The organism is Gilliamella sp. G0441 (genome assembly GCF_050589305.1).
Classification (GTDB): Bacteria; Pseudomonadota; Gammaproteobacteria; order Enterobacterales; family Orbaceae; genus Gilliamella.
On sequence record NZ_JBNRJF010000006.1, the window covers coordinates 69,576 to 95,215 of the forward strand.

General features: G+C 33.2%; 28 protein-coding genes and 1 CRISPR repeat array. Of the genes, 8 read left to right on the plus strand and 20 right to left on the minus strand.

Features of this window, described 5'->3' with window-relative positions; translation table 11 throughout:
* The first annotated feature begins 47 nt into the window (after window positions 1-47).
* Complete coding sequence (gene tmaR / locus ACKJXD_RS06875) at window positions 48-368, plus strand: PTS system regulator TmaR (RefSeq protein WP_220216487.1); 321 nt, start codon at window positions 48-50, stop codon at window positions 366-368.
* A 54-nt stretch (window positions 369-422) separates the two neighbouring features.
* Here tmaR and yciH read toward each other — a convergent pair whose 3' ends face one another.
* The 7 genes from yciH to tmk all read right to left on the minus strand — a co-directional run bounded on the left by yciH (window position 423) and on the right by tmk (window position 7,009).
* Entirely contained in the window at window positions 423-746 is a 324-nt protein-coding gene (yciH, locus tag ACKJXD_RS06880) for a stress response translation initiation inhibitor YciH (protein WP_220216486.1), read from the minus strand.
* 4 nt (window positions 747-750) lie between these two features.
* Window positions 751-1,455: an orotidine-5'-phosphate decarboxylase gene (gene pyrF / locus ACKJXD_RS06885; protein ID WP_430875910.1), complete on the minus strand. Its 705-nt coding sequence runs from the start codon at window positions 1,453-1,455 to the stop codon at window positions 751-753.
* A gap of 26 nt (window positions 1,456-1,481) precedes the next feature.
* Entirely contained in the window at window positions 1,482-2,660 is a 1,179-nt protein-coding gene (locus ACKJXD_RS06890; RefSeq protein ID WP_430875911.1) for an SGNH/GDSL hydrolase family protein, read from the minus strand.
* Entirely contained in the window at window positions 2,653-3,867 is a 1,215-nt protein-coding gene (locus ACKJXD_RS06895; RefSeq protein ID WP_430875912.1) for an SGNH/GDSL hydrolase family protein, read from the minus strand. The genes ACKJXD_RS06890 and ACKJXD_RS06895 overlap by 8 nt, the downstream gene beginning before the upstream one ends.
* 61 nt (window positions 3,868-3,928) lie before the next feature.
* A complete protein-coding gene (locus tag ACKJXD_RS06900; RefSeq protein WP_430875913.1) occupies window positions 3,929-5,326 on the minus strand; it encodes an MBOAT family O-acyltransferase in 1,398 nt (465 codons plus the stop codon).
* Between the two features lie 58 nt (window positions 5,327-5,384).
* A complete protein-coding gene (gene holB / locus ACKJXD_RS06905; protein WP_430875914.1) occupies window positions 5,385-6,371 on the minus strand; it encodes a DNA polymerase III subunit delta' in 987 nt (328 codons plus the stop codon).
* Window positions 6,368-7,009, minus strand: a complete 642-nt coding sequence (tmk, locus tag ACKJXD_RS06910; protein ID WP_430875915.1) for a dTMP kinase — start codon at window positions 7,007-7,009, stop codon at window positions 6,368-6,370. Before tmk ends, holB begins: the two co-directional genes overlap by 4 nt.
* 386 nt (window positions 7,010-7,395) lie before the next feature.
* Here tmk and ACKJXD_RS06915 point away from each other — a divergent pair, with 386 nt between their 5' ends.
* The 5 genes from ACKJXD_RS06915 to ACKJXD_RS06935 all read left to right on the plus strand — a co-directional run bounded on the left by ACKJXD_RS06915 (window position 7,396) and on the right by ACKJXD_RS06935 (window position 10,423).
* On the plus strand, window positions 7,396-7,920 hold the full coding sequence (locus tag ACKJXD_RS06915) for a hypothetical protein (RefSeq protein ID WP_430875916.1): 525 nt from the start codon (window positions 7,396-7,398) through the stop codon (window positions 7,918-7,920).
* A gap of 250 nt (window positions 7,921-8,170) precedes the next feature.
* Window positions 8,171-8,641: a hypothetical protein gene (locus ACKJXD_RS06920; protein ID WP_430875917.1), complete on the plus strand. Its 471-nt coding sequence runs from the start codon at window positions 8,171-8,173 to the stop codon at window positions 8,639-8,641.
* 9 nt (window positions 8,642-8,650) lie between these two features.
* Window positions 8,651-9,169, plus strand: coding sequence for a hypothetical protein (locus ACKJXD_RS06925; RefSeq protein WP_430875918.1), 519 nt, complete (start codon window positions 8,651-8,653; stop codon window positions 9,167-9,169).
* A gap of 99 nt (window positions 9,170-9,268) precedes the next feature.
* Complete coding sequence (locus tag ACKJXD_RS06930) at window positions 9,269-9,799, plus strand: hypothetical protein (RefSeq protein WP_430875919.1); 531 nt, start codon at window positions 9,269-9,271, stop codon at window positions 9,797-9,799.
* A gap of 99 nt (window positions 9,800-9,898) precedes the next feature.
* Window positions 9,899-10,423, plus strand: coding sequence for a hypothetical protein (locus tag ACKJXD_RS06935; RefSeq protein WP_430875920.1), 525 nt, complete (start codon window positions 9,899-9,901; stop codon window positions 10,421-10,423).
* 84 nt (window positions 10,424-10,507) lie between these two features.
* Window positions 10,508-10,780: direct repeats of the CRISPR family, unit length 29 nt; unit sequence CGGTTTATCCCTGTGTATACAGGGAACTC.
* An 84-nt stretch (window positions 10,781-10,864) separates the two neighbouring features.
* Here ACKJXD_RS06935 and cas2e read toward each other — a convergent pair.
* The 8 genes from cas2e to ACKJXD_RS06975 all read right to left on the minus strand — a co-directional run bounded on the left by cas2e (window position 10,865) and on the right by ACKJXD_RS06975 (window position 17,023).
* Entirely contained in the window at window positions 10,865-11,158 is a 294-nt protein-coding gene (gene cas2e, locus ACKJXD_RS06940) for a type I-E CRISPR-associated endoribonuclease Cas2e (protein WP_220216475.1), read from the minus strand.
* 2 nt (window positions 11,159-11,160) lie between these two features.
* The gene (gene cas1e / locus ACKJXD_RS06945; protein WP_430875921.1) at window positions 11,161-12,078 is read right to left on the minus strand and encodes a type I-E CRISPR-associated endonuclease Cas1e; all 918 of its coding nucleotides are present in this window, start codon (window positions 12,076-12,078) and stop codon (window positions 11,161-11,163) included.
* A 10-nt stretch (window positions 12,079-12,088) separates the two neighbouring features.
* The gene (gene cas6e, locus ACKJXD_RS06950) at window positions 12,089-12,760 is read right to left on the minus strand and encodes a type I-E CRISPR-associated protein Cas6/Cse3/CasE (RefSeq protein ID WP_430875922.1); all 672 of its coding nucleotides are present in this window, start codon (window positions 12,758-12,760) and stop codon (window positions 12,089-12,091) included.
* The gene (gene cas5e / locus ACKJXD_RS06955) at window positions 12,761-13,504 is read right to left on the minus strand and encodes a type I-E CRISPR-associated protein Cas5/CasD (RefSeq protein ID WP_430875923.1); all 744 of its coding nucleotides are present in this window, start codon (window positions 13,502-13,504) and stop codon (window positions 12,761-12,763) included.
* A gap of 12 nt (window positions 13,505-13,516) precedes the next feature.
* The gene (gene cas7e, locus ACKJXD_RS06960) at window positions 13,517-14,581 is read right to left on the minus strand and encodes a type I-E CRISPR-associated protein Cas7/Cse4/CasC (RefSeq protein WP_430875924.1); all 1,065 of its coding nucleotides are present in this window, start codon (window positions 14,579-14,581) and stop codon (window positions 13,517-13,519) included.
* 5 nt (window positions 14,582-14,586) lie between these two features.
* Window positions 14,587-15,207: a type I-E CRISPR-associated protein Cse2/CasB gene (gene casB / locus ACKJXD_RS06965; RefSeq protein WP_430875925.1), complete on the minus strand. Its 621-nt coding sequence runs from the start codon at window positions 15,205-15,207 to the stop codon at window positions 14,587-14,589.
* 25 nt (window positions 15,208-15,232) lie between these two features.
* A complete protein-coding gene (casA, locus tag ACKJXD_RS06970; protein WP_430875926.1) occupies window positions 15,233-16,783 on the minus strand; it encodes a type I-E CRISPR-associated protein Cse1/CasA in 1,551 nt (516 codons plus the stop codon).
* A gap of 81 nt (window positions 16,784-16,864) precedes the next feature.
* Complete coding sequence (locus ACKJXD_RS06975; RefSeq protein WP_267351526.1) at window positions 16,865-17,023, minus strand: hypothetical protein; 159 nt, start codon at window positions 17,021-17,023, stop codon at window positions 16,865-16,867.
* Window positions 17,024-17,663: 640 nt separating this feature from the next.
* On the opposite strand from ACKJXD_RS06975, the gene ACKJXD_RS06980 reads away from it, so the two are divergent.
* On the plus strand, window positions 17,664-18,101 hold the full coding sequence (locus tag ACKJXD_RS06980) for a hypothetical protein (RefSeq protein ID WP_430875927.1): 438 nt from the start codon (window positions 17,664-17,666) through the stop codon (window positions 18,099-18,101).
* A 14-nt stretch (window positions 18,102-18,115) separates the two neighbouring features.
* Window positions 18,116-18,469, plus strand: coding sequence for a fumarate reductase subunit FrdD (gene frdD / locus ACKJXD_RS06985; protein ID WP_430875928.1), 354 nt, complete (start codon window positions 18,116-18,118; stop codon window positions 18,467-18,469).
* A gap of 69 nt (window positions 18,470-18,538) precedes the next feature.
* Here the strand turns inward: frdD and ACKJXD_RS06990 are convergent, their stop codons facing one another.
* Genes ACKJXD_RS06990 through ACKJXD_RS07010 form a run of 5 tightly spaced genes read right to left on the minus strand, consistent with a single transcriptional unit; the run spans window position 18,539 to window position 25,252 of the window.
* Entirely contained in the window at window positions 18,539-19,399 is an 861-nt protein-coding gene (locus ACKJXD_RS06990; RefSeq protein ID WP_430875929.1) for a hypothetical protein, read from the minus strand.
* Window positions 19,400-19,457: 58 nt separating this feature from the next.
* On the minus strand, window positions 19,458-21,176 hold the full coding sequence (yejF, locus tag ACKJXD_RS06995) for a microcin C ABC transporter ATP-binding protein YejF (RefSeq protein ID WP_430875930.1): 1,719 nt from the start codon (window positions 21,174-21,176) through the stop codon (window positions 19,458-19,460).
* Window positions 21,173-22,204, minus strand: a complete 1,032-nt coding sequence (locus tag ACKJXD_RS07000) for an ABC transporter permease (protein WP_430875931.1) — start codon at window positions 22,202-22,204, stop codon at window positions 21,173-21,175. The genes yejF and ACKJXD_RS07000 overlap by 4 nt, the downstream gene beginning before the upstream one ends.
* Window positions 22,204-23,292: a microcin C ABC transporter permease YejB gene (locus ACKJXD_RS07005; protein ID WP_430875932.1), complete on the minus strand. Its 1,089-nt coding sequence runs from the start codon at window positions 23,290-23,292 to the stop codon at window positions 22,204-22,206. The genes ACKJXD_RS07000 and ACKJXD_RS07005 overlap by 1 nt, the downstream gene beginning before the upstream one ends.
* Before the next feature lies 1 nt (window position 23,293).
* Window positions 23,294-25,252 carry an extracellular solute-binding protein gene (locus ACKJXD_RS07010; RefSeq protein WP_430875933.1) on the minus strand — a complete coding sequence of 653 codons (1,959 nt, stop codon included), beginning with the start codon at window positions 25,250-25,252 and terminating at the stop codon, window positions 23,294-23,296.
* Between the last annotated feature and the right edge of the window lie 388 nt (window positions 25,253-25,640).

Sequence of the window (25,640 nt, forward strand, 5' to 3'; positions counted from 1 at the left end):
TTAGTATTAATGTGTTTTTTCAATTTTTTAGAAATAAGGGGTTATAGATGGACAAGGAAAAAACTGCCGCACCATCATTTCAAGATGTATTAGAATATATTCGTTTATCACGTCGTTTAAATAAATTAAAACGTGAAATCTCAGACAATGAGAAAAAAATTCGAGATAATCAAAAACGAGTATTATTACTTGAAAATTTAAGTGATTATATAAAACCAGATATGACTTATGATGAACTTCAAGCGATTATTGCTAATATGAAAAGTGATTATGATGATCGCGTTGATGATTATATTATCAAAAATGCAGAAATTTCAAAAGAACGCCGTGAAATCAGCAACAAAATGCGTAGCTACCGTTCTCACTGATACTCAAATTATTTACTCCCACTAACCAATGGGAGTAAATACTATTACAATAACTTAACCACCTGCTAGCTTAACTTTAAAGCCTTTATCTTCTAGCAATGATTTGAGTAAATCGCGTTTATCACCTTGAATTTCAATACAGCCTTCTTTAACTGCACCACCACAACCACAGCGTTTTTTAAGTTCTGCTGCTAATTTTTGCAGTTGGGCATCGTCAAAATCAAATCCTGAAATCACACACACACCTTTGCCTTTCCGTCCTGATGTTTGGCGTTGGATTCGAATAATCCCATCCCCTTTTGGTCGAGATTCTTTTACTTCAACCGATTTAATTCGACCTTGATCGGTTGAATAAACAAGTGGGTTATCAGACATCATTAAATTAACTCTTACTTAAATCAAGGGTTGATAAAATATCTTGTAATGCTGAAGAAGGATCTTCTGCTTGCGTGATTGGACGACCAATAACGAGATAATCGGAACCAGCCGCTTGCGCACGTTGTGGTGTCATAATTCGACGCTGATCATCTGGATTAGAACCGGCGGGTCTGATACCAGGCGTCACTAGCTTGAAATCACTTCCTAAGCGAGTTCTAAAACTTTGCACTTCTTTAGCTGAACAAACTACACCATCAAGCCCACAATTTTTGGCTAACAAAGCTAATTTAGTGGCTTGTTCCAAAGGCGATACATGAATTCCAATTTCTTGAAGATCAACCGCCTCCATACTGGTTAAAACAGTTACCGCAATTAAAAGAGGCGCATCTTTACCATATGGATAGAGTGCATCTTTAGCCGCTTCCATCATCCGAGCGCCACCACTAGCATGAACATTGGTCATCCAAACACCTAAATCAGCAGCTGCGTTAATAGCTTTAGCTACAGTATTTGGAATATCATGAAATTTAAGATCCAAAAAAACTTCGAAACCTTTATTCATAATCTGTTTAATAAAATCGGGGCCGGCATGCGTAAAAAGTTCTTTGCCAATTTTCAAACGACAATCGTTTGGCTCAACACGATCAATAAAATTCCATGCTGATTTAACATCAGCAAAATCAACAGCAACGATAATAGGTGAAGACATAACAGATTTATTCCTTTTATTAATAACTAATCGCTATTTTTTTTAACAAACTCATTTAAATCATTATAAAAGATTTTGGCACTTTCTTTATAGCCTTGCAAGGTTTGATGTACTAAATCTTGTCGAGCAAGCCCCTGCTTTTGCCAACTTATCACTGACTTTTTTCCACCCATTGCTGCTTGCCAATCCCAAAATAGCGTCTTTTCTGATTTTGCGACTTGTTGTTGAATATGCTTAACTAAGTTATAGGATTTAGGTATTTCATTTTCATTGATCATCGTATCTGGTGGTGAGATCAATAAAATTGAAACTTTAGGCAATAACTTCCTAATTTTACGAATATTATTTACTAAATTAGTACGATATTCATTAGCATCAAGTGTTTCATCAAAACTTTCATTCGTACCATATTCTAAAATAACCAAATCAACCTGAGAGGAAGACAACTCTTTATACCAATTTGGGCTCCATTTTTGCCATATTGTCTGCTTCGCCCCATTAGAGCCAATTGCCGAAACAGTCACTCCAGATTTTTTTTCACGTGTTAACCAAACCCCTCCGATTTCTGTATTTTCTTTTCCATTTATCACAATTGGAAGGTGGGATTTAAATGATGTAGTTTGCCAGACATCTTTTTTTGATACTGCACTATAATTAATTTTTCTTTTATAAGCATCAAGAATATTAAAAGGATTAGTCATATCTTCTAATATTTTAAAACTTATTTTCATTTGCCAAATTTGATTATCTTGTATTTTTGGCGTGATTTGAATTGTCGCGGTATCCTTTATTGGTTTAGCAATAAATCCACCCATAGGGAAATCAATATTACTTAATACTCGGCTACTTAATACTTCCCAATGTTTGCTATTCCAATTCACCCCTATATGATTTTGCCCTTTGATTGCAATAGGTGTAATCCAACCAATACCTGCATCACCATATTTTTTTTGCATTAACGTTCTAAATTCACCCGTAAAAAAATCCGCCGCTGTATGAGAATCACCAAACTGAATAATATTAATAACTTTATTAGATTTTTTATTTTTTAATAATGATTTTAATTGAGTGGCAAATTGTTTAGCATTTGGATCACCAAAATCAATCACACCAGATGAAGAACTTGGTTTACTTTCAGCTACGCTACAAGCAACTGAGAAACTCACCATAAATATCGAAATAATATATTTAAAAAATCTAATCAATTTGAGTATCCTCTAATTCTTCGATTGTGATTTGTTTCATAATAGCTTCAGCTAAGATTTTTTGACCAGTTGGAGTGAAATGAATACCATCATCAACTCTTACTTTAACTTTTTGTTTCTCAGTCTCAATAAAACTTTTAAATTCATCATAATCGCAACCTAATAATTCATTAGTTTCGAGAAAATGTTGCTGAGCTTTTTCCACTTCTGATTTATATAATTGAGTTAAATAAATCATTCCATCATTTAATTTTGGTTTACGCATGCAAGGAGGAGCTAGCCAGAGAACGTGAACATGGTTTTGTTTAGCAATTTCCAAAATAGATACGATTCGTAAACGATATTGCTCTTCCCACAATTCAGATTTAAATTTTGCGTATTTAGCATATCCCTTTACCGCAAAATCCCAAGGATCATTAGGTCCTAAAAACATCACTAACAATTTAATAGATGGATTTGCAACTAAGCTATCATTGATAGTTTTAGGCCAGTTGAAGGCTTTTGGATAAGCCAGTCCAGTGCTCTGTTTACTTAAATTAATACTTTCTATCTTATATTGTTTAAATAACATTTTTTTAACATATGGTGCAACCCCTTGCATTAAAGAATCCCCAGCAAAAAGCACCCTATCTTTCTGATTTAAGGTTATCAGTGATAACTCATCATTTTCTGAAGTCTTATACACATGCTTTTCAACCGGTTTTTTGGATGCTTTTATGGCAATCTTAGATGTTTTATTATCTTTTAGGTTGTTATTTGCAAGTATATCATTTGTTATTTTAACCAACTGACTTAATATATCTTGAGAAGACATATTGTGAACAATACTTTTATTATTATTTAAATTCGAAATCTTATCACTCTGATTTACAGGTTTCCGCTCATGTTTTTTTTGAATTGGATTCGTGATGATTTTAGGTTCTATTAAATCGTTATCACTAATTATCAAAGCGTTACCTTTTTCATCAACATCAGAATCATCATTATTCATATCATTCATATCTTTAACATTCTGAATAATTGAATTTTTTTCTAAAAATTTTATTAAATAGTAAAAATCATCATGATACGTCTGCTGACAATAGACTAATATGGACTTATGAAAAATGGTTATTAAACATAAAGCTATAAAAAATAACATTATAACGATATACCAGGTAGGTAGCGTTTTTTCAACTGTAACTGAGATATCTTTATTTGTTTTCATACACTTCTTCAACTTACTTTTTAACCCTATGTTTATATTTTATTAATCTTAACAACGATTATTAAAAATTGGCATAAATAAAATTTGGCATACCTGATGGTGCAAAATAGATAGCTAACCATAATATAAAAATAAATATAAACGGTAAAAATAACTTATTTAATCTTATAAGCAGTGTTGTAAACAACACCGGAAGATGTTTACATTTTGGGTAAATTATATAAATAACGATGATTATTAAAAATGCTTGCCAGTATTGCGACTTTATCGCAAAGTTATGCGTTAATGCTGTTAAATAATCCATGGCATCGGATAAAGTGACACAATAAAAAAATAGCCATGTAAAGCAGACATAATGCCAAGTTATCAATCGGGCAATACACGAAAAACGTTTTATGAGGTATTCTCGACCTAAGTACCGATCACCCACATTTAACACAACGATACCTATACCGTGGCAAGCTCCCCAAATAACAAAATTAAGACCGGAACCATGCCATAAACCAGATAGTAACATTGCTAATAGCACATTAATTTGCGTACGTATAAATCCCTTACGATTTCCGCCAAGAGGAATATAAATATAATCACGAATCCAACTTGATAAACTGATATGCCAACGTTCCCAAAATTGCCTTAAATTTAATGATAAATAAGGAAAATTGAAATTTATAGGAAGACGAAAACCTAATAATAACGAAATACCGGTGACTAAATCAGTGTAACCTGAAAAATTTAGATAGATCTGAATTGCATACGCATAAAGCCCAACAAATAAATCCAGACTATTAAATTCGAAGGGATTAGCAAATATTGGTTTAACCCAGTTTTCATTTATTAATTCCCCCAAACAGTAAACCTTAATGATTGAAACAACAATCAACATCAATGCACGATAAGGCTCAATAATTTGACGGGGTTGATTAACTGTAATTTGAGGCAAAAAATCTTTTGCTCGATTGATAGGCCCAGCAATAATACTAGGAAAGAATGATAAAAAAAGCGCAAAATCCCAAAAATTGGCAACTGCGATTTCTCGTTTCCTTATTGAAACTAAATAACTTACTGAATGAAAAGTATAAAAAGAAATACCAATAGGAATCAATACTGAGACTAATGGTATAAGTATGGGAATATTTAAATAATTAAGTAAAGTTTGTAACTCATGTCTAAAGAAATCAAAATATTTGAATACAGCTAAATTAGCTATTGCAACAATTATTGCTATAATCAACCAAGTTTTGGCATGCTTTGATGATGAAATAAGTATCGAAAATAAGTAAATTATGCAGGTATAAACAAAAAGAATTGTAGCAAACTGCCAACTATAACTGAAAACAATTAAATAACTTGAAATTAATAATAACCAATTTTGAATTTTAGGAAACGCATTTAATCCCCAATATAATGCCAAAAAAGAGATAAAAAAAAGCCCAAATTCAATAGATAAGTAACTCACTACAATCCTTTATACTAAACTTATACTTAAATAAAACTCTGTTAAAAAAATAACACTATTACTGACTAATTAACTCTGATTGAGCTAATACATTATAAACAATCAATTCTTTGTTCAAACCAGTTATTGATATTAATTGGCGTCTGGCGTGCAACCAAAGTTCATAGAGCGAAAAAATCTTTTCATTGCTAAATGTAGCCAATAATCTTATCAAAGGTACTTGATCTCGATTAATAATATATCGTCCTGTTTTTTGTTTAGCTTTTAATGCATCGCTTAATAGCGCACAAAACCAAATAACACGGTCTAAAAAATTTTCATGCTCAAACGTAGCTGCTAGTGACCAATAATCATTTTTAGGAATCACATTGAGTAAGTTTTCACAAAAAATTTTACGCTGCTGCCATCTTTCTGGTTCTATTAAAAACTTTGCAGCTAGTGGTGCATTTTCGCTCAATAATAGCGCAGAAGCAAGTTCATTATCACTATACACCTTATCATGTTGTTTTTTTAACCACTCTACTGATTGTTCAAGTTTTGGAATCGGCAAAAAATAAGAAAAACAACGACTTTGAATAGTAGGTAATAAATGACTATTATGATCATCACTTAAAATAAAATAGGTATTTGCAGGTGGTTCTTCTAATGTTTTAAGTAATGCATTAGCCGCTGCTTCTGTCATTAATGCTGCATATTTTATCCAAATCACTTTATTGCCACCTTGCTGTGATTTTTCGTAAACTTTCGCTGTCATATTTCGTATCTGGTCGATACCAATCGACTGCTTACCCTGCTCAGGCGTTATTTGATAATAATCAGGGTGGTGATGAGATACAAATAGCTGACAACTATGACATTGCAAACAAGGCATTAAATTCTGTGATGCTTGGCACAATAAACGATTAGCCAATCTTTTAATTAGTTTATCCTCTCCACTACCCTGAACATAATTAATTAACAACGCGTGATGAGCACGATTTTGTAATATACTCGTTGCTAATTGCTGATAAGGCATTGTAAGCCAAGGATAGTCATCCCAAATCATGTGTTATTAACCTGTCTTGTTAACCATTTAGTTAAAATTTCTTCAATTTGCTGGGTTACCGCATCAATTGATTGAGCAGCATCAATAGTAATGATAGTAGCATCTTGATTAGCGAGCTCTAAGTAACGTTGACGTATACGTTTAAAAAATGCTAATGATTGTTGTTCAATCCGATCTAATTCTCCACGTGATTTAGCTCGCATTAAGCCAATTTCTGGATCAATATCCAAATATAATGTTAAATCGGGTTTAAAATCTCCTAAAACTTGTTTCTTTAAAGTTTCAATAAAGTGCCTATCAAGCTGGCGCCCACCACCTTGATACGCCTGTGTTGATAAATCGTGGCGGTCACCAATAACCCAATTACTTTTGTTTAGTGCAGGTTTAATCACGTTTTCAATAAGTTGAATACGAGCAGCATATAACATCAATAATTCGGCTTTATCGGTTAATGGTTCATGTTGTAAACCATTTTTAATAATATCACGTAACGCTTCAGCAATCGGTGTACCACCCGGTTCACGAGTAAATTGCAGATCGCAAATATGATGTTGATTCAAAACACGCGCAACAGTATTTATGGCAGTCGTTTTACCGGCGCCTTCCAAACCTTCGATGACAATAAATTTGCCTGCCATACTTATTTCCTAAACTAATTAAGCTGATGAAAGAGTAAACATTGCGCTATTGTACGCTATTTTTACCAATTATTTTAGTTCGTATCGTAAATACCTTGTTAATACTTATCAAATATGAGTACTTTTTGATATATCGACAAAGTAGAACATCCTGTTTACTTATTAGCAATTCGTTTATAACATCGAAATAAATCAAAATAGTTTGATGTTGTCCATTAATAGGAAAATCATTGAGTATATGAACTTTGTATTTATTGCCTTCTAGAAAAGAGATATCGATTGATATTTTTCACTCACTTATCATTTGTTTAATAAACAATTCATAGTAGTATTAATGAGTATTTAAAACTGTGTTGCGAAAGAAAATTAATCTGGAATGCCAAAGAATGAAAAAAATACTCCTACTATTAGTCACATTTATGTCAATAGTAACATTAACCAGTTGTAACAAAACACCTTTAGAAAAGGTTTTAAAAGATGTAAAAAACAATCATCCTAAAACCATAACCTTATCTGATTATACTAATTTTAAATGGGATGAAGTTTGGTTAATCAGTGGCAGTATTGGTGGAAGGTATATCATATTAATGCGAGAAAAAAATATTGATGTCAAAAAAATAAAAATACCTGGATTGAAATATGGAATTGCTCAAGAATTCTCAAATACAGTTGTATATGTATATAATAACAAAGTAGTTTATTACGAATTTCCTCCAGATGCCAGGGATTATATTGGTTTAGCTTCAGAAGGAGCATTAGCTCTTTTAGATTTTAAACTAGAAAGAGGGCAGATTATAGTTGTTTCCAGTAATAATTCTGTATGTGAAGTAAAAGATGGAGATTTAGTTCCCATTAAGCCGATTAAAATCTATGAAAACATGGATGAAAAATTGAAACCGATAATTAATTAACACACAAAGTGTTAGATTATTATTACGAACATGGTTTATGGGAAGCAAAAAAAACAGAAAGTGGAAAATGGCAAGTATTCCAAACCAAGTTACCGAATGAACAATACAACGCACTCAAACAAGCTGTTAACCTAATGAACCGTTATGGATACTATGAAAATACTTTCGATTTCTTTTAAGCAATTTAGAGGTTAAACAAGAAGACATAGTCTGGTTTAAGACCATTCTTAAAGCAAAAGAGCATTAAATAATGAAAAAAATCATACCATTGTTACTTATGTGTTTATTTCTAACCAGTTGTAACAAAACACCTTTAGAAAAAGCTCTAAATGATATAAAAGAAAATAATCCTAAAACCATAACACTCTCTGATTATACTGATTTTAAATGGGATGAAGTTTGGATAATTGATGCTGATATTTGGTCAAAATCTTTTCCCTTAATAATGGAACAAAAAAATATTGATGTAAAAGAATTAGATTATAGTTTAGGAGGAACGTGTGGCGAATTGTCAAGTTACATAATTATATATGTATATAATAAAAAAACCGTGTATTATGAACCTTTACCTTGTAGAGGAAAAGGTATTGATTGGTATTTTTCTCTCACTTTTAATTTGTTTGACAGAGAATTCATTGTAATATTAAAAAATCAAGCAATTTTTAATGTCAAAAAATATGGAACTACATCTATTTATTATAAATTAGAACCTATATACTAGGTAATGTAAATGATAAAAAAAATTAATAAAATAATAATACTATCAGTAATAACATTCATATCAATAGTAACATTAACCAGTTGCAACAAAACACCTTTAGAAAAAGCATTAGAAGATATAAAAGAATATCATCCTAAAACCATAACCTTATCTGATTATACTAATTTTAAATGGGATGAAGCATGGTTAATCTATGGAAATGTTGGCGTAAGTTATTTAAACTTCATGAGAGATCAAAATATTAATGTGGAGAGAATAGATGATACCATCAAAATGTGGAAGGAATTTTCAAATACTATAGTGTACATACATAATAAAAAAGTTGTTTATTACGAATTCCCTCCGGATAATAGGAGCGGCGAGATTTTTGGTTTTGCCGAGCCATTTTCACTTTTAGATTTTAATTTAGAAAGAGGACAGATAATAGTTGTTTCCAGTAATGATTCTGAGTTTGAAGTAAAAGGCAAAACATTAATCCCCATTAAGCCAATTAAGATCTATGAAAATATGGATAAAAAACTGAAATAAACTGCTAAGAAATTGTTTTAAACAATTTAGAGGTTAAACAAGAAGACATAGTCTGGTTTATGGCCATACCTAAAGCAAAAAAATATTAAGAAATTAGAAATGAATAAAATAATAATACTATTAGTGATAACATTCATATCAATAGTAACATTAACCAGTTGCAATAGTGAAAGACCTTTAGAAAAAGCATTAAAAGATATAGAAGAAAATCACCCTCAAACCATAACACTCTCTGATTATACTGATTTTAAATGGGATGAAGTTTGGTTAATCTATGGCAGTATCAGCGGACGTTATATTACATTAATGCGGGAACAAAATATTAATGTTAAGAAAGTGGAGTTTTCTGATAAAAATCCTGATTTTGGAAAATATCAAGAGCATTCGGATGCTGTAGTGTATGTATATAATAAAAAAGTAGTTTATTACGAATTCCCTCCGGATAACAGGGACAGGGAATTTTCTCCTTTAGGTTTTGTAGAGCCATTTCCACTTTTAGAGTTTAACTTAGAAAGAGGTCAGATAATAGTTGTTTCCAGTAATAATTCTGAGTTTGAAGTAAAAGGCAAAACATTAATCCCCATTAAGCCAATTAAGATCTATGAAAATATGGATAAAAAACTGAAATAAACTGCTAACAAATTGTTTTAAACAATTTAGAGGTTAAACAAGAAGACATAGTCTGGTTTATGGCCATACCTAAAGCAAAAGAATATTAAGAAATTAGAAATGAATAAAATAATAATACTATTAGTGATAACATTCATATCAATAGTAACATTAACCAGTTGCAATAGTAAAAGACCTTTAGAAAAAGCATTAAAAGATATAGAAGAAAATCACCCTCAAACCATAAAACTCTCTGATTATACTAATTTTAAATGGGATGAAGTTTGGATAATCAGTGGCAGTATTAGTGGACGGTATAACATATTAATGCGAGAACATAATATTGATGTCAAAAAAGTAGAAAAACCTAAAAGGAAATATGGAAAATATCAAGAGCTTTCTAAGACTGTAGTGTATGTATATAATAAAAAAGTTGTCTATTACGTATTTCCTCCGGATAACAGGGATAGGGAGTTTTCTCTTTTAGGTTTTGTAGAACCATATGCACTTTTAGATTTTAACTTAGAAAGAGGACAAATAATAGTTGTCTCCAGTAATAATTCTGAGTTTGAAGTAAAAGGCAAAACATTACTCCCCATTAAGCCAATTAAGATCTATGAAAAGATGGATGAAAAATTGAAATGATCCCTAATGCATTAACGATTCTAGATATTCTGATAATTTCAAATTCCATAAATTTTACAAATTGAGTTTTTATGATATAGATAGTGGTTTATCCCTGTGTATACAGGGAACTCAATGTCCATAGTTTCGACGCCCTCAGACTCGACGGTTTATCCCTGTGTATACAGGGAACTCTGATGCCGTTGCGCCTGTATTTTGTATGCGGTCGGTTTATCCCTGTGTATACAGGGAACTCCAAAACAATTTTTGAGCCTGTTTGATTTTTACCGGTTTATCCCTGTGTATACAGGGAACTCGTACATTGTGACCTGACCATAGTTTTCATCAGCGGTTTATCCCTGTGTATACAGGGAACTCTCTAAACGTAGCTATCTGTTTTATTTAAACTTATAGCGACCATGAAATTCTACCAGATTTTTTAAATTTTTAAAGAAAGTTAACTTATTGATTTTCAATAGGTAAAAAAGAGACCAACCTGAGTCCATCGAGTTCTACCGGCACTCTTCTGTTAGTACCATAAGTTTGGAAGTCAAATCCAGACTCAGTATTGGTTGCCCAAGCAAGTACAACATTACCTTCTTCAGCAAGCTCGATGATTTGTTGCCAAATCATCTCCCTTACCGGTCTAGAAATATCACCTATATAAACACCAGCTCTGATTTCTAATAACCAAATAGCTAAGCGTCCTCTTAATCTAGGTGGGACATTTTCAGTCACCACAACACACATACTCATGATTAATGGCTCCTAAAGCCACTATCGGCAAGTGATTGAGGTTCTGGAATCGCAGGCGGTAGTACATCATCAGGAGGCGGTGGAGGTTCAATACCTCCAGCGGATAATACCTCTTCAATCAGTGGAATTAATGTCGCCAATGTTTTTTGACTTCTAAAAATCTCACGACAAGCAATGCGTACTTCACGATCAGGGTCAGCTCTGTTTTTAGCAGCAATTTCAAACGCTTTGGGTACTACTGTATCAAATTTTATAATATCGGCAATATCATAAACAAACGAAAGCGGTTTTCCGCTATGCACAAAACCAATAGCAGGCGCATAACCAGCTGCCAAAACCGCTGCTTCGGTAATACCATAGAGACAAGAAGTGGCTGCACTGATACACTGATTGACAGTATCGCCTTTTTGCCAATCTTTAGGATCATATTTACGTCCATGCCACTTAACACGATACTTTTTGGCGAGTAATGCATAAGTTGCACGTACACGGGCGCCTTCAACGCCTCTTAGTTGCTCGACTGAACGTCGGCTAGGAGCCGGTTCGCCAAATCGCAGTTCAAACATTTTTTTGACAACTTTTAGACGAAGTTCATCATCCAATGCTAATTTTGCTTGATAAAGTAATTTGTCCGAACGGGCACCCCCTGGTTGACCTGACGAATACATTCTGACGCCAGCCTCACCTACCCAGACTAACAGTGTCCCCACAGTTGCGGCTAATCTAACCGCAGCATGTGATACGCGGGTACCGGGCTCAAGCATGATACAAGCAATAGAACCAACGGGAATGTGGGTTCTAACGCCTGTTTTATCTATTAAGACAAAAGCACCATCTAAAACATCAATTTGTCCATATTGTAGGAAGATCATTGATGTTCTGTTTTTTAAAGGAATAGGATTCAGTGGAACATACACCATATCAAATATCCTATTGACAGTGTTTGATTAAAAATAGTCCACAGCCAAATCCTTTGCTTTTACCAATACCTTGATAAAGTGTAGCTAAAAATAGATTAGGATCAGTAACAGTCAACACCCCCTCAAAATCAACACTACTATAACGAATTGGTTTAAGTTCTGACTTTTTATTAAGCAGATGTTGATTGTAACTGATAACATTACAGCTGACTGCTGAATGATCATTTTGTTGTAATGAAAATCCACGTTTTTCGCTTTGCTTAATCAACCAATCTAAAGCCGCTTGATATTGCTGAGATTTTATCTCATTAGATGATAATCCCTGTTGTTTAGCCAGATACTTAGCGTTCATCATCACATCACAACGTTTTCCTTGTTTCATGACAACAGGATTGGCACGTAATAAAAAACTTAACTTCATCCCTGTTGTTAATTGCGGTGCATAAAGTTTTGTATCAACTTTAAATAACTCATGATTAGCAAGCGGTGCAACTTCAGATAAAAGATAAAACTGAGGTTTTTTAGTCTTCTGATCTTTATGAAATAAAAATGGACGTTTATTTTCATCAGGAAACAGTTGCCATAACCATTGATGCATAGCATATTCACCAGCAGACCACCTTTTTTGTTGCATCACATAAGGAAGCCGTTCAAGTTTTAGCTCGACTTTCGAAAAATACATCTATTCGCTCCTTTTTAAGTGTCCTGTATATTGCTGACGATTGATAAACTGCCAACGCTTCCGGTTAATGGGCTGATCTTGTCGAAGTTGTATTTTCATTACGTCAAAATGAGTTTCTTGATCAGCATGATCCCAATAATATTCGTTAGCATCACTATCAACTAAATACTTTAGGACAGGATCTAATTGGTGATATTGATGATAATGTTCATTAGCGAAGACAAAAGCATCACTAAGCAGCCCTTCATAAATTACGGGGGCTAACGGCAATGACAATGGGGAATTCTTTCTACCTACATAAAGGTGAAATACAGGGGTTAATAATGCCTGCTTTATCTGTTCTACAGAATAAGGGGCACCTTTTGTTTCGGTAATAACAATTTGATAATAGACATCGTTGTAATATTCACGCTTGGTAAGTAAAGTTTCAAGATCTTGGGGGTTACGACGTATTTCATCAAAACGCGTATAAAATACCTCTTTTTTATTCGCTTTTGGCATCTGGACAGTATGAAAATCACTAAACCAACGACTCTTATCAACAAAAGGACGAACTGCAACATGATAATGCTGATTGAAAACATCAATACACTCATCATTACGCCGAATACCTAATGCTGCCGCCAAAAAACCTAATACAGCCGAACGAGAAGGAATAATATTGCTGTGGCGAACTTCGCCTACAGCCGGTTCTCCCCACGATGTGAGCGGTGCATAAATCTGAAAAATAAGATGTTTTATCATCTTGACCGCTCCTTATTTTTGCGCAACAAACGTTAATGCAGCAGCAAGTGTCCCTTCTCCACTTTCAATATTGAGTTTGTAGCGATCATCAGCACATTGACCATAAACTTGATCAAACTTATCCAATTGTTGCTCTAATCTTGTAATAGCATCATTTACCATATCTTGGCTACGGATAGGATTGAAGTAAGCAACAGCAAGTGAACGTGGTTGCTGAGTACCTTTTTCAATCAATAAATAAGAGGTATAAGCACGTGATGCAAAGCTATTTTGCATACCTGATGGTGCTACTTTGGCAGCAGATTCAGTTAATGCTTTTAGCGTCTTTTCTACCAATGCTTCATCACCATTTAGGTTATCAAGGAGTAAATCACGACTAATACAGATATAAGTATAAAACAGTGCCGAGGCAAATCCACGTTCGCCTAGGTGGGCAGAACCAGCATCATGTTCTTTATTATTTAAATCATCAACAGCAGTGAAAAAATCATCTTCGATTGTGACTGAACTAACCCCTAAAGCATGAGAAACCTGACAGGCAGCATCAACATTAAATGCAGGACTATCCGCTAACATTCGACCAAACAGGGCTATATCAACACTACTATTTTGTTTACGTAACAGTTTAACTTCGTCATCTGTTGGAACCCTTTTTTCGCTAATCAACAGCTTAACCAGCGAGGCAATTGCTTGTTGTTCATCGTTACTGATATGGACTAACTGTTCAATTTCTACATTAGTCAGTGGATCTTTTGGTGCTTTTTCATTTTTAACTTTACCAAATTGTCCTGCAATTTTAATGGCACTTTCTTTCGCTATTTTTTCAGAAATTCCGTGTTTATCCATCGGATCATATACCCAATCTCTTGCAAACCGACGAGAACGAACACCAATATGATCACTTAAAGATTGATAAAAACAATCTGAGGTACGCCATGCTCTTTTTAAACTTTGAGATGAAATACGTAGACGATCGCTATTACCCATTACAGCGGTTTTAGGTCTTCCAAGGTCATCACGATTTAAATTAGATGGTGCATAAGCCGTTAGTAAATGTAATTGAATAAATGTACTCATATTAATTATTCCTTTGATGTTTTTTTAGTTGAGTTGTAATCCATTGCCCAACGAACAGAAAGACGTTTAAATGGATCAGAATTGGAAGGTAAATTTTGTTGACGTTCATGCCACTCTCTTACCCATAAAAAGATGCCATCAGCCAATGAAAAGAGATTGACACCATTTTTACCACGTATTTTTATCGCTCGAATTAAACGACGACAAAATTCTTCGGGTGTTTCGCTCGCTAAAAGTTGCTCAAAACGTAAACGTGATAAAAAGTTGCGTTCACCACTTCGAACTTTTTCACTTAATTGTGATGCAAAAGAAGCATTATCATTATTAGAATCAGCAAATGGGGCGACCCAAGTAAAATAAACTAATGCTTGTTGATGAAACGGATTATTACTAAATAATGTACTATCTTTATCAAACAGAGCATCCTTTAAAATAGTATAACCTTCTTGTAAAATGATTTCTTGAAGAAACGTTGCACGACGTAGCTCTGCACGTAATTGTCGTCCATTGTAGGTACCACCATTAAATCCATGTTGCCGTTCTTGCAACATCGAAAACCAATCATCAATGATTTTTTTGTGGTTTTCTTTGAGAATAATCGACTTTCTCATAAAACTATTTGACATCTTGTACTCCCTTTTTCAAGCAAGATTATTTGCTATTTTTTATTTTCTTAAAATACGTAAGTTTATTAAAATCAGAAAGCAACTTTTCTCTGGCGCTGATTTGAATACAAACTTCTTGATTCGTTTTATTATCCTTTAGGTATTTAAGCGACTGATTAGGATCACAAAAAGCAGCTTTATCATAGATTTGGGTAATATAATGTAATAATGTCTTAGCCCAATCAGCCAACAATGATTGCCGACCACTAGAATTATCTTTTTGTGTAATGAGTTGTTTTACAAACTGATAAAATGGCAATTCCGTCTCTTTCCAAAAGGCAATATCAATTGAAGTTGACTGCTTGTTGATTGCCGTCATCGCTTTACGCAAAATCGGTAATGTATCTTTACTGAGTGCTAATGCTTGTGCAATTAGCTCTTTTAAATCACTGTTAGGATCCGCTAAATCAGGATAGACAGGGAATGTGTGTTCATACCAACAACGGGCTTTCATATTGTCGAAATCGTAACCAAAACACCATAAATGGTAGTGTTGTTTATCTTTAAAGTTTCGATCAAGATGAGTGGTAACCACTTTAGCCGACTGTGTATCATCATTGGCACTCACCATACCTAACCAATCTCGATATATTAAGCCGCCCGGTTGCCCTTTAATGGCAAGTTGCTCACCTGTCTTTTTATCTGTTCGATAGGGTGTTAGTGGATGTAGCCAATGTTGATATTGAATGCCATAATTTTTGGTTTGATATTGGGTAATTAGTTGTGTTGAGGTTTCACCACAAATATCACATTGCCCTTGCTCAGTTTGATGAAAATCTAACTCAATTCGCCGAGGCATTCCCCAAAAAGATTGGCAGTAATTAGCTTGATCAGGAAATAGACTTAAATTTTTTGGTGGTTCACTGGTCTTCGTTGGGGATAACCAAGGAAAGACTAATGCATCAAACTGCTGTGGTCTTTCTTCATCATCTAAAGGAATTACATTCAACCACAATTTTTTCCATAATGGTGTCGGTTTATTCATTTCAGGCATGATTAAAGTCGTGATAGGACCTCCACCACGCAAACTCACCCGATGTCCTTGACCACCCGATGGGGCATTAGCTTGCAACGTAAACAGCGCCATAGCGGCGCAGTGTGGACACATCACTTTGACAAAACCACGTTTAATAAAGTGATCGGTATTTCGTTTTAATGCATTCTCGCCCGGGGCTTCAACTAATAAACCCGATATAGGTACTTTATTTCCATCTAACGGTTCAAAGTCTTGCATAAAAGAAGGTTTAGTTGCACCAAATTGCATGGCTGTTCTGACTTGTTCAAACGCTTCGGTTAGTTGCTGTAATGAAAAACCATTATTCCAATATTTTCGCCACTCTGAATTATCTTCGGGCGATAGTGTGGTTTGCAATAAACCAATAAGAAACTGGTAAGCCGCACCTTGAAAATCGGGTCTAAAATAAGCTAAATCTGAAATGGTTTCATCAACCAGTTGGCTAGGTTGAATTTTACTAAGGTGACCATCGAAATGAACAACCGGTATCCATTTTTCGTCTAATAAAGAAAAAGTAGACAAATTTTACTCCTTAATTTCATATAAAATCGATGTTACGATCTGATACCGATTATCGTTTTCAGATCGTAAAAAATCAATACATTAAAAATTTGATTTGTTGATTTCAAAACTGAATGTATAACTGCGATTTTTATTTTTATCTGTTTTTTTTCTGAATCTAAAAACCAATGATATTTTTTTAAATTTAATACTATCCAGTAATTTAGAAAATTTATCTAATATAAATTCAATTAATTTCATTATATTTTCTCCTGAAATTAATGACTGATAATATTAGCAATACATGTATACTCAAGGAGCACTAATCCATTAGGGTTACATGAAACGCCAAACCTATTGGCTATCTTGTAACCAACTATGATTAATATACTACAATAAAAAATCATTGCAACAAAAATCATAAGAAGGACAACAATAACTAAATATCTAAATAAAAATAAAAATTACTAGTTTTATTTTTCTATGATAAAATTTTATCTGTTCCTTATGCGAATAGGGTTAAACCAAAGGATAGCAAAAACTATAATCAGTTCCCCACTACCGTGGGGATTTTCATATTAAAAACAAATTAACCTTATTTAACCAAATAATTACATATTTTACGATAAATTAATGTTAAAAATGTGATCTAACACAAATTTTTAAAAAATTTGCATTTAATGACTTGTATTGTTTGTTGATGTAATTTTTTCTTACATAATTTTCAAACAATCAAAATCACGCACATTATGTGCAACCTTAGAACGGTAAAATCTTTAACATTACTTATATTAAACTGGCGACATCAAGTCGGTTTGCCACTATAATTGCTTGTTAAAAGCTATTATAAAACTGATATAAAATGTAAAAGCGGGTAGATAAATCTAATGTTGAGAGAGTTATGAATCCTAAAAATAACACTAAATTTCCACTAAATAATCATCAAAATCCCCTAGACAATCCTCATCAGCTTGATAATTGGCAGGAAAAAAACAAGGTATCCTTGATTTTTTCGATCATTAGCAAAATAACGCCGTTTTCAATGTTGTGGATCAGTTTTGTTTTAACTTATGGGGTAGTTTGTATGTACACGAATGCGGTTGGACAAGATGAGTTTTACCGCTTTATTTTCTTTTTACAAAAACCTGTTGTGGTCATACTTAATTGTGTAGCACTCTTGTCGGCTCTATTACATAGCATAATATGGTTTATAAAAGCCCCTAAAGCATTATTATTAACAACTGATAATAAGCAAACTCAAGCTTGGTTACTCATCGCCTGTTTATGGATAATCACAATTGCCGTATCAGTGTTATTAATTAAATTGATATTAAGATGAATGGTGTTTAAATCATGAAAATTCAAGAAACAGAAAATAAACATTCGAATAATACTGTTATTAAAGGATTATATGCCTTAGGCGGTACGTGGGCTGCTGTTTTTGTTCCGGTAGTGATGATTATTATTGGATTGATTATTCCTTTTGGCGATGCTCAAACTCGTTCCTATATTTTAAAATTAGTTAGTAGCGAACCCGGTAAAATCTTTTTGCTGTTGATGATATGCTTACCGATTTGGTGTGGACTATTACAAATTTTGAGTGTGTTGCATCATTTTAAAATTTATCCTAAACGAGGGAAACTCATTATTGTTGGATTAGCACTAGCTTGGTCTATTCACGCCATCTTTATTTTGTTTATCAAATAGTATTTCGATTCTTCTACAGCTAATATTAACATTAGCGTTATATGAAATAACGCTAATTTAATGAAAAAATTAATAATATGTAATTTTTCTAACAATAGTTGATTGTTTGTTTTCTTGAAATTTATTAACTTTACTTGCTGAAAGCCAATCGTGTTTATCATTGAAAGTTAACAATTGAATCAGATAATTAGCCGATTCTTTACCATTGGTAAATTCATTAGATTGTATCGTAGTAAGTTGATTATTATCATATTGGTATGAGTAATTATTTTCTTTTTGCAACCCATTACTAAATTGAGAAATCATTTTAGCAAGTTTTTGATCTTGATACTCAAAAACAAATGATGATGCTCCACTCAAGTCTTTACCAGTATATTGACTATTTTTATCCGTTTCTTTCAATTGCCATTGAACACGCTTATTAATCAAGCAATTATTATTGTCGTATTGATAGCTATCATTTTGAATAAAGATAAAATCAACCGCTTTTTTAACTTGATGAGACTGAATAATTTTACCTTCTTTATCCGTCGTAAACTGCGTAATACTATTGGTTTTATCTTCAAAATCTTCAATAATGTTTTCCCAGCCAGTATTTATTTTTTGAAGATGCTCAGAGTACAACTGCTTATTTTGATCCGAATAGAGTTCATAATGGCTTAGCAAGATTAATCCTTCAGGATCATAGTCTAAAGTGTGATGAGCTGTCATTTGATAAGCTGGCTCGTCTGTTTTAGTATTCACTATCGTTCTAATTTCTTGTTTGACACCTTTTGCTGAAGTTTCAATATAATCATGAAGTTGAAAAATATAATTATTGGCTTCAACTTGATTTTGTGTGATATTATCACCACAATTTAATGCTAAAGTATTAGTTGAAATCAATGCTATCAACGGCATTGCTATAAAAGGTAACTTTATTTTTTGCATAATTTATTAATAAACTCTTTGTTTAAATAAGTTATAAATATTGCTAGTGACAATTTTATTAATCTTTTCGCATTAATAAGGCATCACCCCAATCGACTTTATTTTTGAACTTTTGATCATCTTTTTCTTCTTGCTCATTCATTTTTTCAGAATAAAGCAATGTTTTATTTTTAGACTTTAACCTAGCAGGTTTATCCCAAAAAGATAATAAAGTTTTAGTATATTCGTTTTCTGGTTCAAAGAAGATTTTCTCCCTTGCGCCTTGTTCTATAACTTGACCATCTTGCATTACAACCACTTGATGGCACATTGAATAAATGACACCGAGGTCATGACTGATAAACAGATAACTTAATTGATATTTTTCTTGTAATGATTTGAGTAAATTTATAATTTGTTGTTGAGTGGTATGATCTAACGACGAAGTCGGTTCATCAAGAATCAGTAATTCAGGTTGTAAAATCAATGCTCTAGCAATAGCGATTCGTTGACGTTGTCCGCCTGAAAACTCCATTGGATTTCGAAAGCGCATATTAGGTTCTAAACCAACTTCAGACATAATATCAATAACGGCTTGTTCACATTCTTTTTTACTGAGTTTTTTATGTGTTAGTAAACCTTCACTTATAATTTGTTCAACATTGAAACGTGGGTTAAGAGAAGAAAAAGGGTCTTGAAATACGACTTGAATTCGGCTACGAAATGGTAGTAATTTTTTACCCGATAAGTTATGTATTGGATGACTATCGAATAAAATATCACCTTGTGATTTAATCAGGCGTAAAATAGCTAGTGCTGTTGTACTTTTGCCAGATCCAGATTCACCAACAATCCCGACTGTTTCTCCTTGATGAAGAGTAAAACCAACATTATCCACAATTTTTTTCTTTTTACTGCTAAATAATCTTTTTTGAGTTATGACTTCAACATTTAGACGATTAACATTGAGCAGGATACCTGGAATCTCAGGTAATGGCATTGGCTCACCACTAGGTTCAGCATTTAATAGTGTTTGGGTATAGTTATGTTGTGGACGTAAAAAAATACGCTGTTTATTATTATATTCAACAATTTTACCTTGTTGCATCACCGCCACTTTGTCAGCTAATTTTTTCACAATAGCTAAATTATGCGAAATAAACAACATACTCATATTTAATTCTGTCTTTAACTCCTTGAGTAATTGAATAATTTGCGCTTGAACTGACACATCTAAAGCTGTAGTTGGCTCGTCAGCAATTAATAATTTAGGATGTGTTAATATTGCCATAGCAATCATAACACGTTGTCTTTCACCACCAGATAATTGATGAGGATAGGCTGACAATCTATTTTTAGGTTCTTTTATTCCGACCCGATCAAGATATTGCAATATTTCGCTTCTGGCCTCGTTACGTCGCATGCCTCGATGTAATGACAAAACTTCATACAGTTGTTTTTCAACCGTATGCAGAGGATTAAGTGATACCATGGGTTCTTGGAAAATCATGCTGATCTGATTTCCACGAATTTTTCTTAACTGTTTTTCTGGTGCATGTAGTAATGATTTTCCTTCAAAAAGGATATCTCCAGTTGGATATATCACTTGTTCTTTGCGTAGCAAACGTAATATTGATAATGAAGTAATACTTTTGCCAGAACCTGATTCCCCCACTAATGCCAGTGTCTCTTGTTCATCGATATCAAAATTAATATTGCTAACCACTTGCGAAATTGATTGAGCATAACCTTTAAAAGCAATACTCAAATCCTGTACAGATAATAAAGGGGAACTCATTGATACACTCCTTTGTTTGGATCAAATGCATCCCTTACTGCTTCACCAATAAAAATTAACAGTGAAAGCAGAGTTGCAATAATTAAAAATGAACTAATTCCTAGCCAAGGGGCTTGTAAATTATTTTTACCTTGTAACAATAAACGCCCTAAAGATGGTGAATCAATGGGTAAACCAAAACCTAAAAAATCGAGCGATGTTAATGTTGTAATTGAGCCACAAAGAATGAAAGGTAAAAAAGTCAATGTTGCCACCATTGCATTAGGTAATATATGACGGAACATTATTTTACTATCACTAATACCCATTGCTTTTGCTGCTCGAATATAATCAAAATTACGTGTTCGTAAATATTCCGTTCTCACAATACCAGCTAAACCCATCCAACCAAATAATACAGTTATACCAAGTAACCACCAAAAATCGAGAGGTAGAATACTGGCTAATAAGATAATCACAAATAACTCAGGTAAACCACACCAAATTTCAATAAATCGTTGACCTATTAAATCTACCTTACCACCGTAAAAACCTTGGATTGCACCAATTATTATTCCAATAATAGTGGTAAATAAAGTTAACAGAATGGCAAAAAACATCGATATGCGAAATCCATATAGAATATTGGCTAATACATCAAATCCTGCATCGGTAGTACCTAACCAATGCGATGCAGAAGGTGGCGTTGGAAAAGTACTTTGAGTATCATAGATTAACGTATTATATGTATATCGGAATAGTGGCCATAAAATCCAACCATCTTGTTCTATTTGATTTTGTACCTGAGGATCTAAGTAATTAGTTTGAGTGTCCAATTGTCCACCGAACTCTGTTTCAGGATAAAAATGGAAGATAGGTGAATAATAATTATCCTGGTATTTAATGAAAATCGGTCTGTCATTCACAATAAAATCAGAAAACAAACTAATAATAAAGAAAATTAAAAAAAACCAAAGCGAATAGTAACCACGACGATTATGTTTGAATCGCTGCCAGCGTTGTTGATTGATAGAATAATGCATGGTCATTAGTTACGAGCCTCAAAGTCAATACGTGGATCAATCATCATATAAGATAAATCGCATAACAATTTGGTGATGAGTCCAATTAGAGTAAATATATAAAGTGAACCAAAGATTACCGGGTAGTCGCGTTGTATAATCGCTTCATAACCTAATAATCCAAGGCCATTAAGTGAAAAAATAATTTCAGTTAATAACGAGCCAGTAAACAAAATACCAATAAATGCCGCAGGAAAGCCTGAAACAATAAGTAACGTGGCATTGCGAAAAACGTGTTTGTATAAGATTGCTCTTTCAGTTAATCCTTTTGCTCGAGCAGTAATGACATACTGTTTACGGATCTCGTCTAAAAATGAGTTTTTAGTCAACATTGTCAGTGATGCAAATCCGCTGATCACCATAGCAATAGTTGGCAAACAAATATGCCAAGCATAATCTTTTACTTTTCCCCAAAAATCTAATTGGGCAAAATCATTCGAAATCAATCCTCGCAACGGAAAGATATCCCAATAACTCCCCCCAGCAAATAAAACTATTAATAAAATTGCTAGCAAAAAAGCAGGTATTGCATATCCAATAATAATTAAGGTACTAGACCAAAAGTCAAAAGCTGAACCATCTTTTACAGCTTTGCGTATACCTAACGGAATCGAGATAATATAAATAATTAACGTACTCCACAGCCCCAATGAAATAGAGACAGGTAGACTTTTGCCAATTAACCCTAAAACAGATTCACTCTTGAAAAAACTATTACCAAAATCAAATAAAACGTATTTTTTTAATGTTTCAAAATAACGTTCAAATATTGGTTTATCAAAACCAAACTGTTTTTCAATCATGGCAACAACTTGGGGATCAAGTCCTCGTGCACCTCGATAATTTGATTCACTTTTTTGATGCAGCGATAATGAAGACGAACTATCTCCGCCAGGCAATAAACTTTGACCTGCATTTGGACCACTTTCAAGCATAGCTAAAGCTTGATCAACCGGCCCTCCAGGAGCTACTTGTACAATAAAAAAATTGATAGTCAAAATAACAAACAACGTAGGAATGATAAGTAACAAACGTCGGATTAAGTAATGTAACATATTAACGTTCCTTATTTTTAGACAAATTAGCTACTTTGTCTGCATCATACCACCAACTGTCCACACCAACGGCATAAGTTGGCTGTTTGGTAGGTTGTCCAAATTTATTCCAATATGCATAATAAGTGTTAGCGTTATACCACATAGGAATCATGGGATATTCATGTGTAAGAATACGATCTAGTGCACGACCTAAAGGAATTAATGCATCTTGATTATCTACATTTTTGGTAATTTCACCAATAATTCCATCAATTGCTTTATTATGCAAACCAGAACCATTCCATGATGAATTAAGATATTCACTTCCCCAAAGGATCATAAGATCCGAGGAAGGATACTCAACAGCATTATAGTTACGAGGCATCATGTCATAATCACGCTCACGCATTCGACGTAAATATTGAGCTGAATCTAATGTAACAATATTCATCTTAATACCTAAACGAGCTAAATTTTGCTGAAAAGGGATCGCATATTTTATATCATCACCAAGAAAGGTCACCAATTCAAATTCAAAAGGTTGTTGGGTTTTAGCATTAAGCAGCTTTCCATTTTCTATCTTCCAGCCTGCTTGTTTTAATAAAGCTGTCGCTTTTAATAAATTATTACGATTGAAACCGAGTCCATCACTTTTAGGCAACGAATAAGCATTTCCAAACGCACTTTCAGGGATAATATCTTTAAAATTTGTAAGCCATTTCAATTCTTGCTCAGTAGGAACGCCATGTGCAGCATAAATGGTATTTTCAAAAAAACTAAAAGGTCTTTTATAACTATTATAATAATATGCGTGATTTAACCATTCAAAATCGAACGCTAATGTAATTGCCTCACGGACTTTAACATCTTGAAATAGATCTTTTTGCAAATTAAATGCTAACCATCTAGTATCTGTTGCTGTTTGTACTGGTTTTTCCTGTTTGATAATATCATTCGAATCAAAATATTTACCTTGATATTGCGTAAACCAATTTTTGGGTTGTGACTCTCCCCGAAAATCATACTCACCTGCTTTAAAGGCTTCTAATGCAATACTGCCATCCATATAGTACTCAATACGTTTTTCATCAAAATTATCTAACCCTTTATTAACAGGTAAATCTTTTGCCCAATAGTTAGGATTTCGCTGATAAATTACATACTGCCCCATTTTATAATCGCTAATATAGTAAGGCCCACTACCAATCGGTGGTGTTGTTAATGGTTCAGAAAAATTAAGATTTTGCCAAAAATGCTTAGGAATAACTCTCATACTGCCGACAAACGAAAATAATTTTTCGCGTTCTGATTTAGGTAACTCAATACGAACTCGATAAGTATCTAGAGCCTTCACGGTAACGCCTTGATTATAGACTTTATATTGAGGCACACCTTCAGTCATAAATTTATGAAAGGTAAACTCAACATCTTCGGCAGTTATAGGTTTACCATCTTGAAAAAGCGCTTTGGGATTAATGGAAACTTCAGCCCAACGATAGCTATCTGAATAAGTTATCGATGTTGCAATCAAGGGATAAAAACTGGTGATATCATCCGCTGTATTGGTAAAAAGGGAATCATATAAAGCGCCTGAACTTTTTTCAGGAGCACCACGACTAGCATAGCGATTAAAGTTATCAAACGATCCTATTTCAGCAAGTTTAATTACTCCACCTTTTGGTGCATCAGGATTAACATAATCTAAATGTTCAAAATTATCAGGATATTTAGGTTCACCTAACAGAGAAAAAACAGATTTATGATAAATCTGTTCACCGTTTTGATTTGAGCTATCCACATTTGCTTGGTTATCATGATCAGATAATTTGCTAGACGAACTGATATCCTTAGGTTGTTCAGCTTGCTTTGATATTGTTTGTTTTTGGTCGGCATAAACAGATGAGGGAATAATCACAAATCCCATCATACAAGTAGATATGAGGATGGCGTATATGTTTTGTTTGATTTGGTTAATCATCCTAATTTGATTCCTGTATTTATCAACTTTGTTTTATTTATTTTGTCAGCCTTAATTTTACCGACCTTAATTGAATTTCACCTTTTTAATTTTATATTTCCATTTTGCCAAACTTCAACAAAATGAGCAAAACCTAATTAATCAACTCTTAATATAGCTTTACCGAACTTTAAACTTAATCCGTTTTTTTAAGTTAACTAAAAATTATTCGATATTATAATCTATATTTATCAGATCATAACAATACTATGCAAATATTTGACAAAAGTCTTGTTCATAATGGTTTTAAAGCATAAAAATAATTTTATACTAGATTGGTTATATTAATTCATTTATTAAGTATAATTATTGTCAATGAAAAATAAGATTTTTTAAAATTGAATCAATA

What these genes read in the sequence shown, in the direction of transcription:
- cas5e (WP_430875923.1), bottom strand. Translation starts at nt 13,504, where the DNA reads ATGATAAAACATCTTATTTTTCAGATTTATGCACCGCTCACATCGTGG.
- ACKJXD_RS07010 (WP_430875933.1), bottom strand. Translation starts at nt 25,252, where the DNA reads ATGATTAACCAAATCAAACAAAACATATACGCCATCCTCATATCTACT.
- cas7e (WP_430875924.1), bottom strand. Translation starts at nt 14,581, where the DNA reads ATGAGTACATTTATTCAATTACATTTACTAACGGCTTATGCACCATCT.
- cas1e (WP_430875921.1), bottom strand. Translation starts at nt 12,078, where the DNA reads ATGGTGTATGTTCCACTGAATCCTATTCCTTTAAAAAACAGAACATCA.
- ACKJXD_RS06935 (WP_430875920.1), top strand. Translation starts at nt 9,899, where the DNA reads ATGAATAAAATAATAATACTATTAGTGATAACATTCATATCAATAGTA.
- ACKJXD_RS06975 (WP_267351526.1), bottom strand. Translation starts at nt 17,023, where the DNA reads ATGAAATTAATTGAATTTATATTAGATAAATTTTCTAAATTACTGGAT.
- ACKJXD_RS06990 (WP_430875929.1), bottom strand. Translation starts at nt 19,399, where the DNA reads ATGCAAAAAATAAAGTTACCTTTTATAGCAATGCCGTTGATAGCATTG.
- ACKJXD_RS06895 (WP_430875912.1), bottom strand. Translation starts at nt 3,867, where the DNA reads ATGAAAACAAATAAAGATATCTCAGTTACAGTTGAAAAAACGCTACCT.
- ACKJXD_RS06915 (WP_430875916.1), top strand. Translation starts at nt 7,396, where the DNA reads ATGAAAAAAATACTCCTACTATTAGTCACATTTATGTCAATAGTAACA.
- ACKJXD_RS06925 (WP_430875918.1), top strand. Translation starts at nt 8,651, where the DNA reads ATGATAAAAAAAATTAATAAAATAATAATACTATCAGTAATAACATTC.
- yejF (WP_430875930.1), bottom strand. Translation starts at nt 21,176, where the DNA reads ATGAGTTCCCCTTTATTATCTGTACAGGATTTGAGTATTGCTTTTAAA.
- tmaR (WP_220216487.1), top strand. Translation starts at nt 48, where the DNA reads ATGGACAAGGAAAAAACTGCCGCACCATCATTTCAAGATGTATTAGAA.
- holB (WP_430875914.1), bottom strand. Translation starts at nt 6,371, where the DNA reads ATGATTTGGGATGACTATCCTTGGCTTACAATGCCTTATCAGCAATTA.
- casB (WP_430875925.1), bottom strand. Translation starts at nt 15,207, where the DNA reads ATGTCAAATAGTTTTATGAGAAAGTCGATTATTCTCAAAGAAAACCAC.
- ACKJXD_RS06920 (WP_430875917.1), top strand. Translation starts at nt 8,171, where the DNA reads ATGAAAAAAATCATACCATTGTTACTTATGTGTTTATTTCTAACCAGT.
- ACKJXD_RS07005 (WP_430875932.1), bottom strand. Translation starts at nt 23,292, where the DNA reads ATGTTACATTACTTAATCCGACGTTTGTTACTTATCATTCCTACGTTG.
- tmk (WP_430875915.1), bottom strand. Translation starts at nt 7,009, where the DNA reads ATGGCAGGCAAATTTATTGTCATCGAAGGTTTGGAAGGCGCCGGTAAA.
- ACKJXD_RS06980 (WP_430875927.1), top strand. Translation starts at nt 17,664, where the DNA reads ATGAATCCTAAAAATAACACTAAATTTCCACTAAATAATCATCAAAAT.
- pyrF (WP_430875910.1), bottom strand. Translation starts at nt 1,455, where the DNA reads ATGTCTTCACCTATTATCGTTGCTGTTGATTTTGCTGATGTTAAATCA.
- yciH (WP_220216486.1), bottom strand. Translation starts at nt 746, where the DNA reads ATGATGTCTGATAACCCACTTGTTTATTCAACCGATCAAGGTCGAATT.
- frdD (WP_430875928.1), top strand. Translation starts at nt 18,116, where the DNA reads ATGAAAATTCAAGAAACAGAAAATAAACATTCGAATAATACTGTTATT.
- ACKJXD_RS06930 (WP_430875919.1), top strand. Translation starts at nt 9,269, where the DNA reads ATGAATAAAATAATAATACTATTAGTGATAACATTCATATCAATAGTA.
- cas2e (WP_220216475.1), bottom strand. Translation starts at nt 11,158, where the DNA reads ATGAGTATGTGTGTTGTGGTGACTGAAAATGTCCCACCTAGATTAAGA.
- cas6e (WP_430875922.1), bottom strand. Translation starts at nt 12,760, where the DNA reads ATGTATTTTTCGAAAGTCGAGCTAAAACTTGAACGGCTTCCTTATGTG.
- ACKJXD_RS07000 (WP_430875931.1), bottom strand. Translation starts at nt 22,204, where the DNA reads ATGACCATGCATTATTCTATCAATCAACAACGCTGGCAGCGATTCAAA.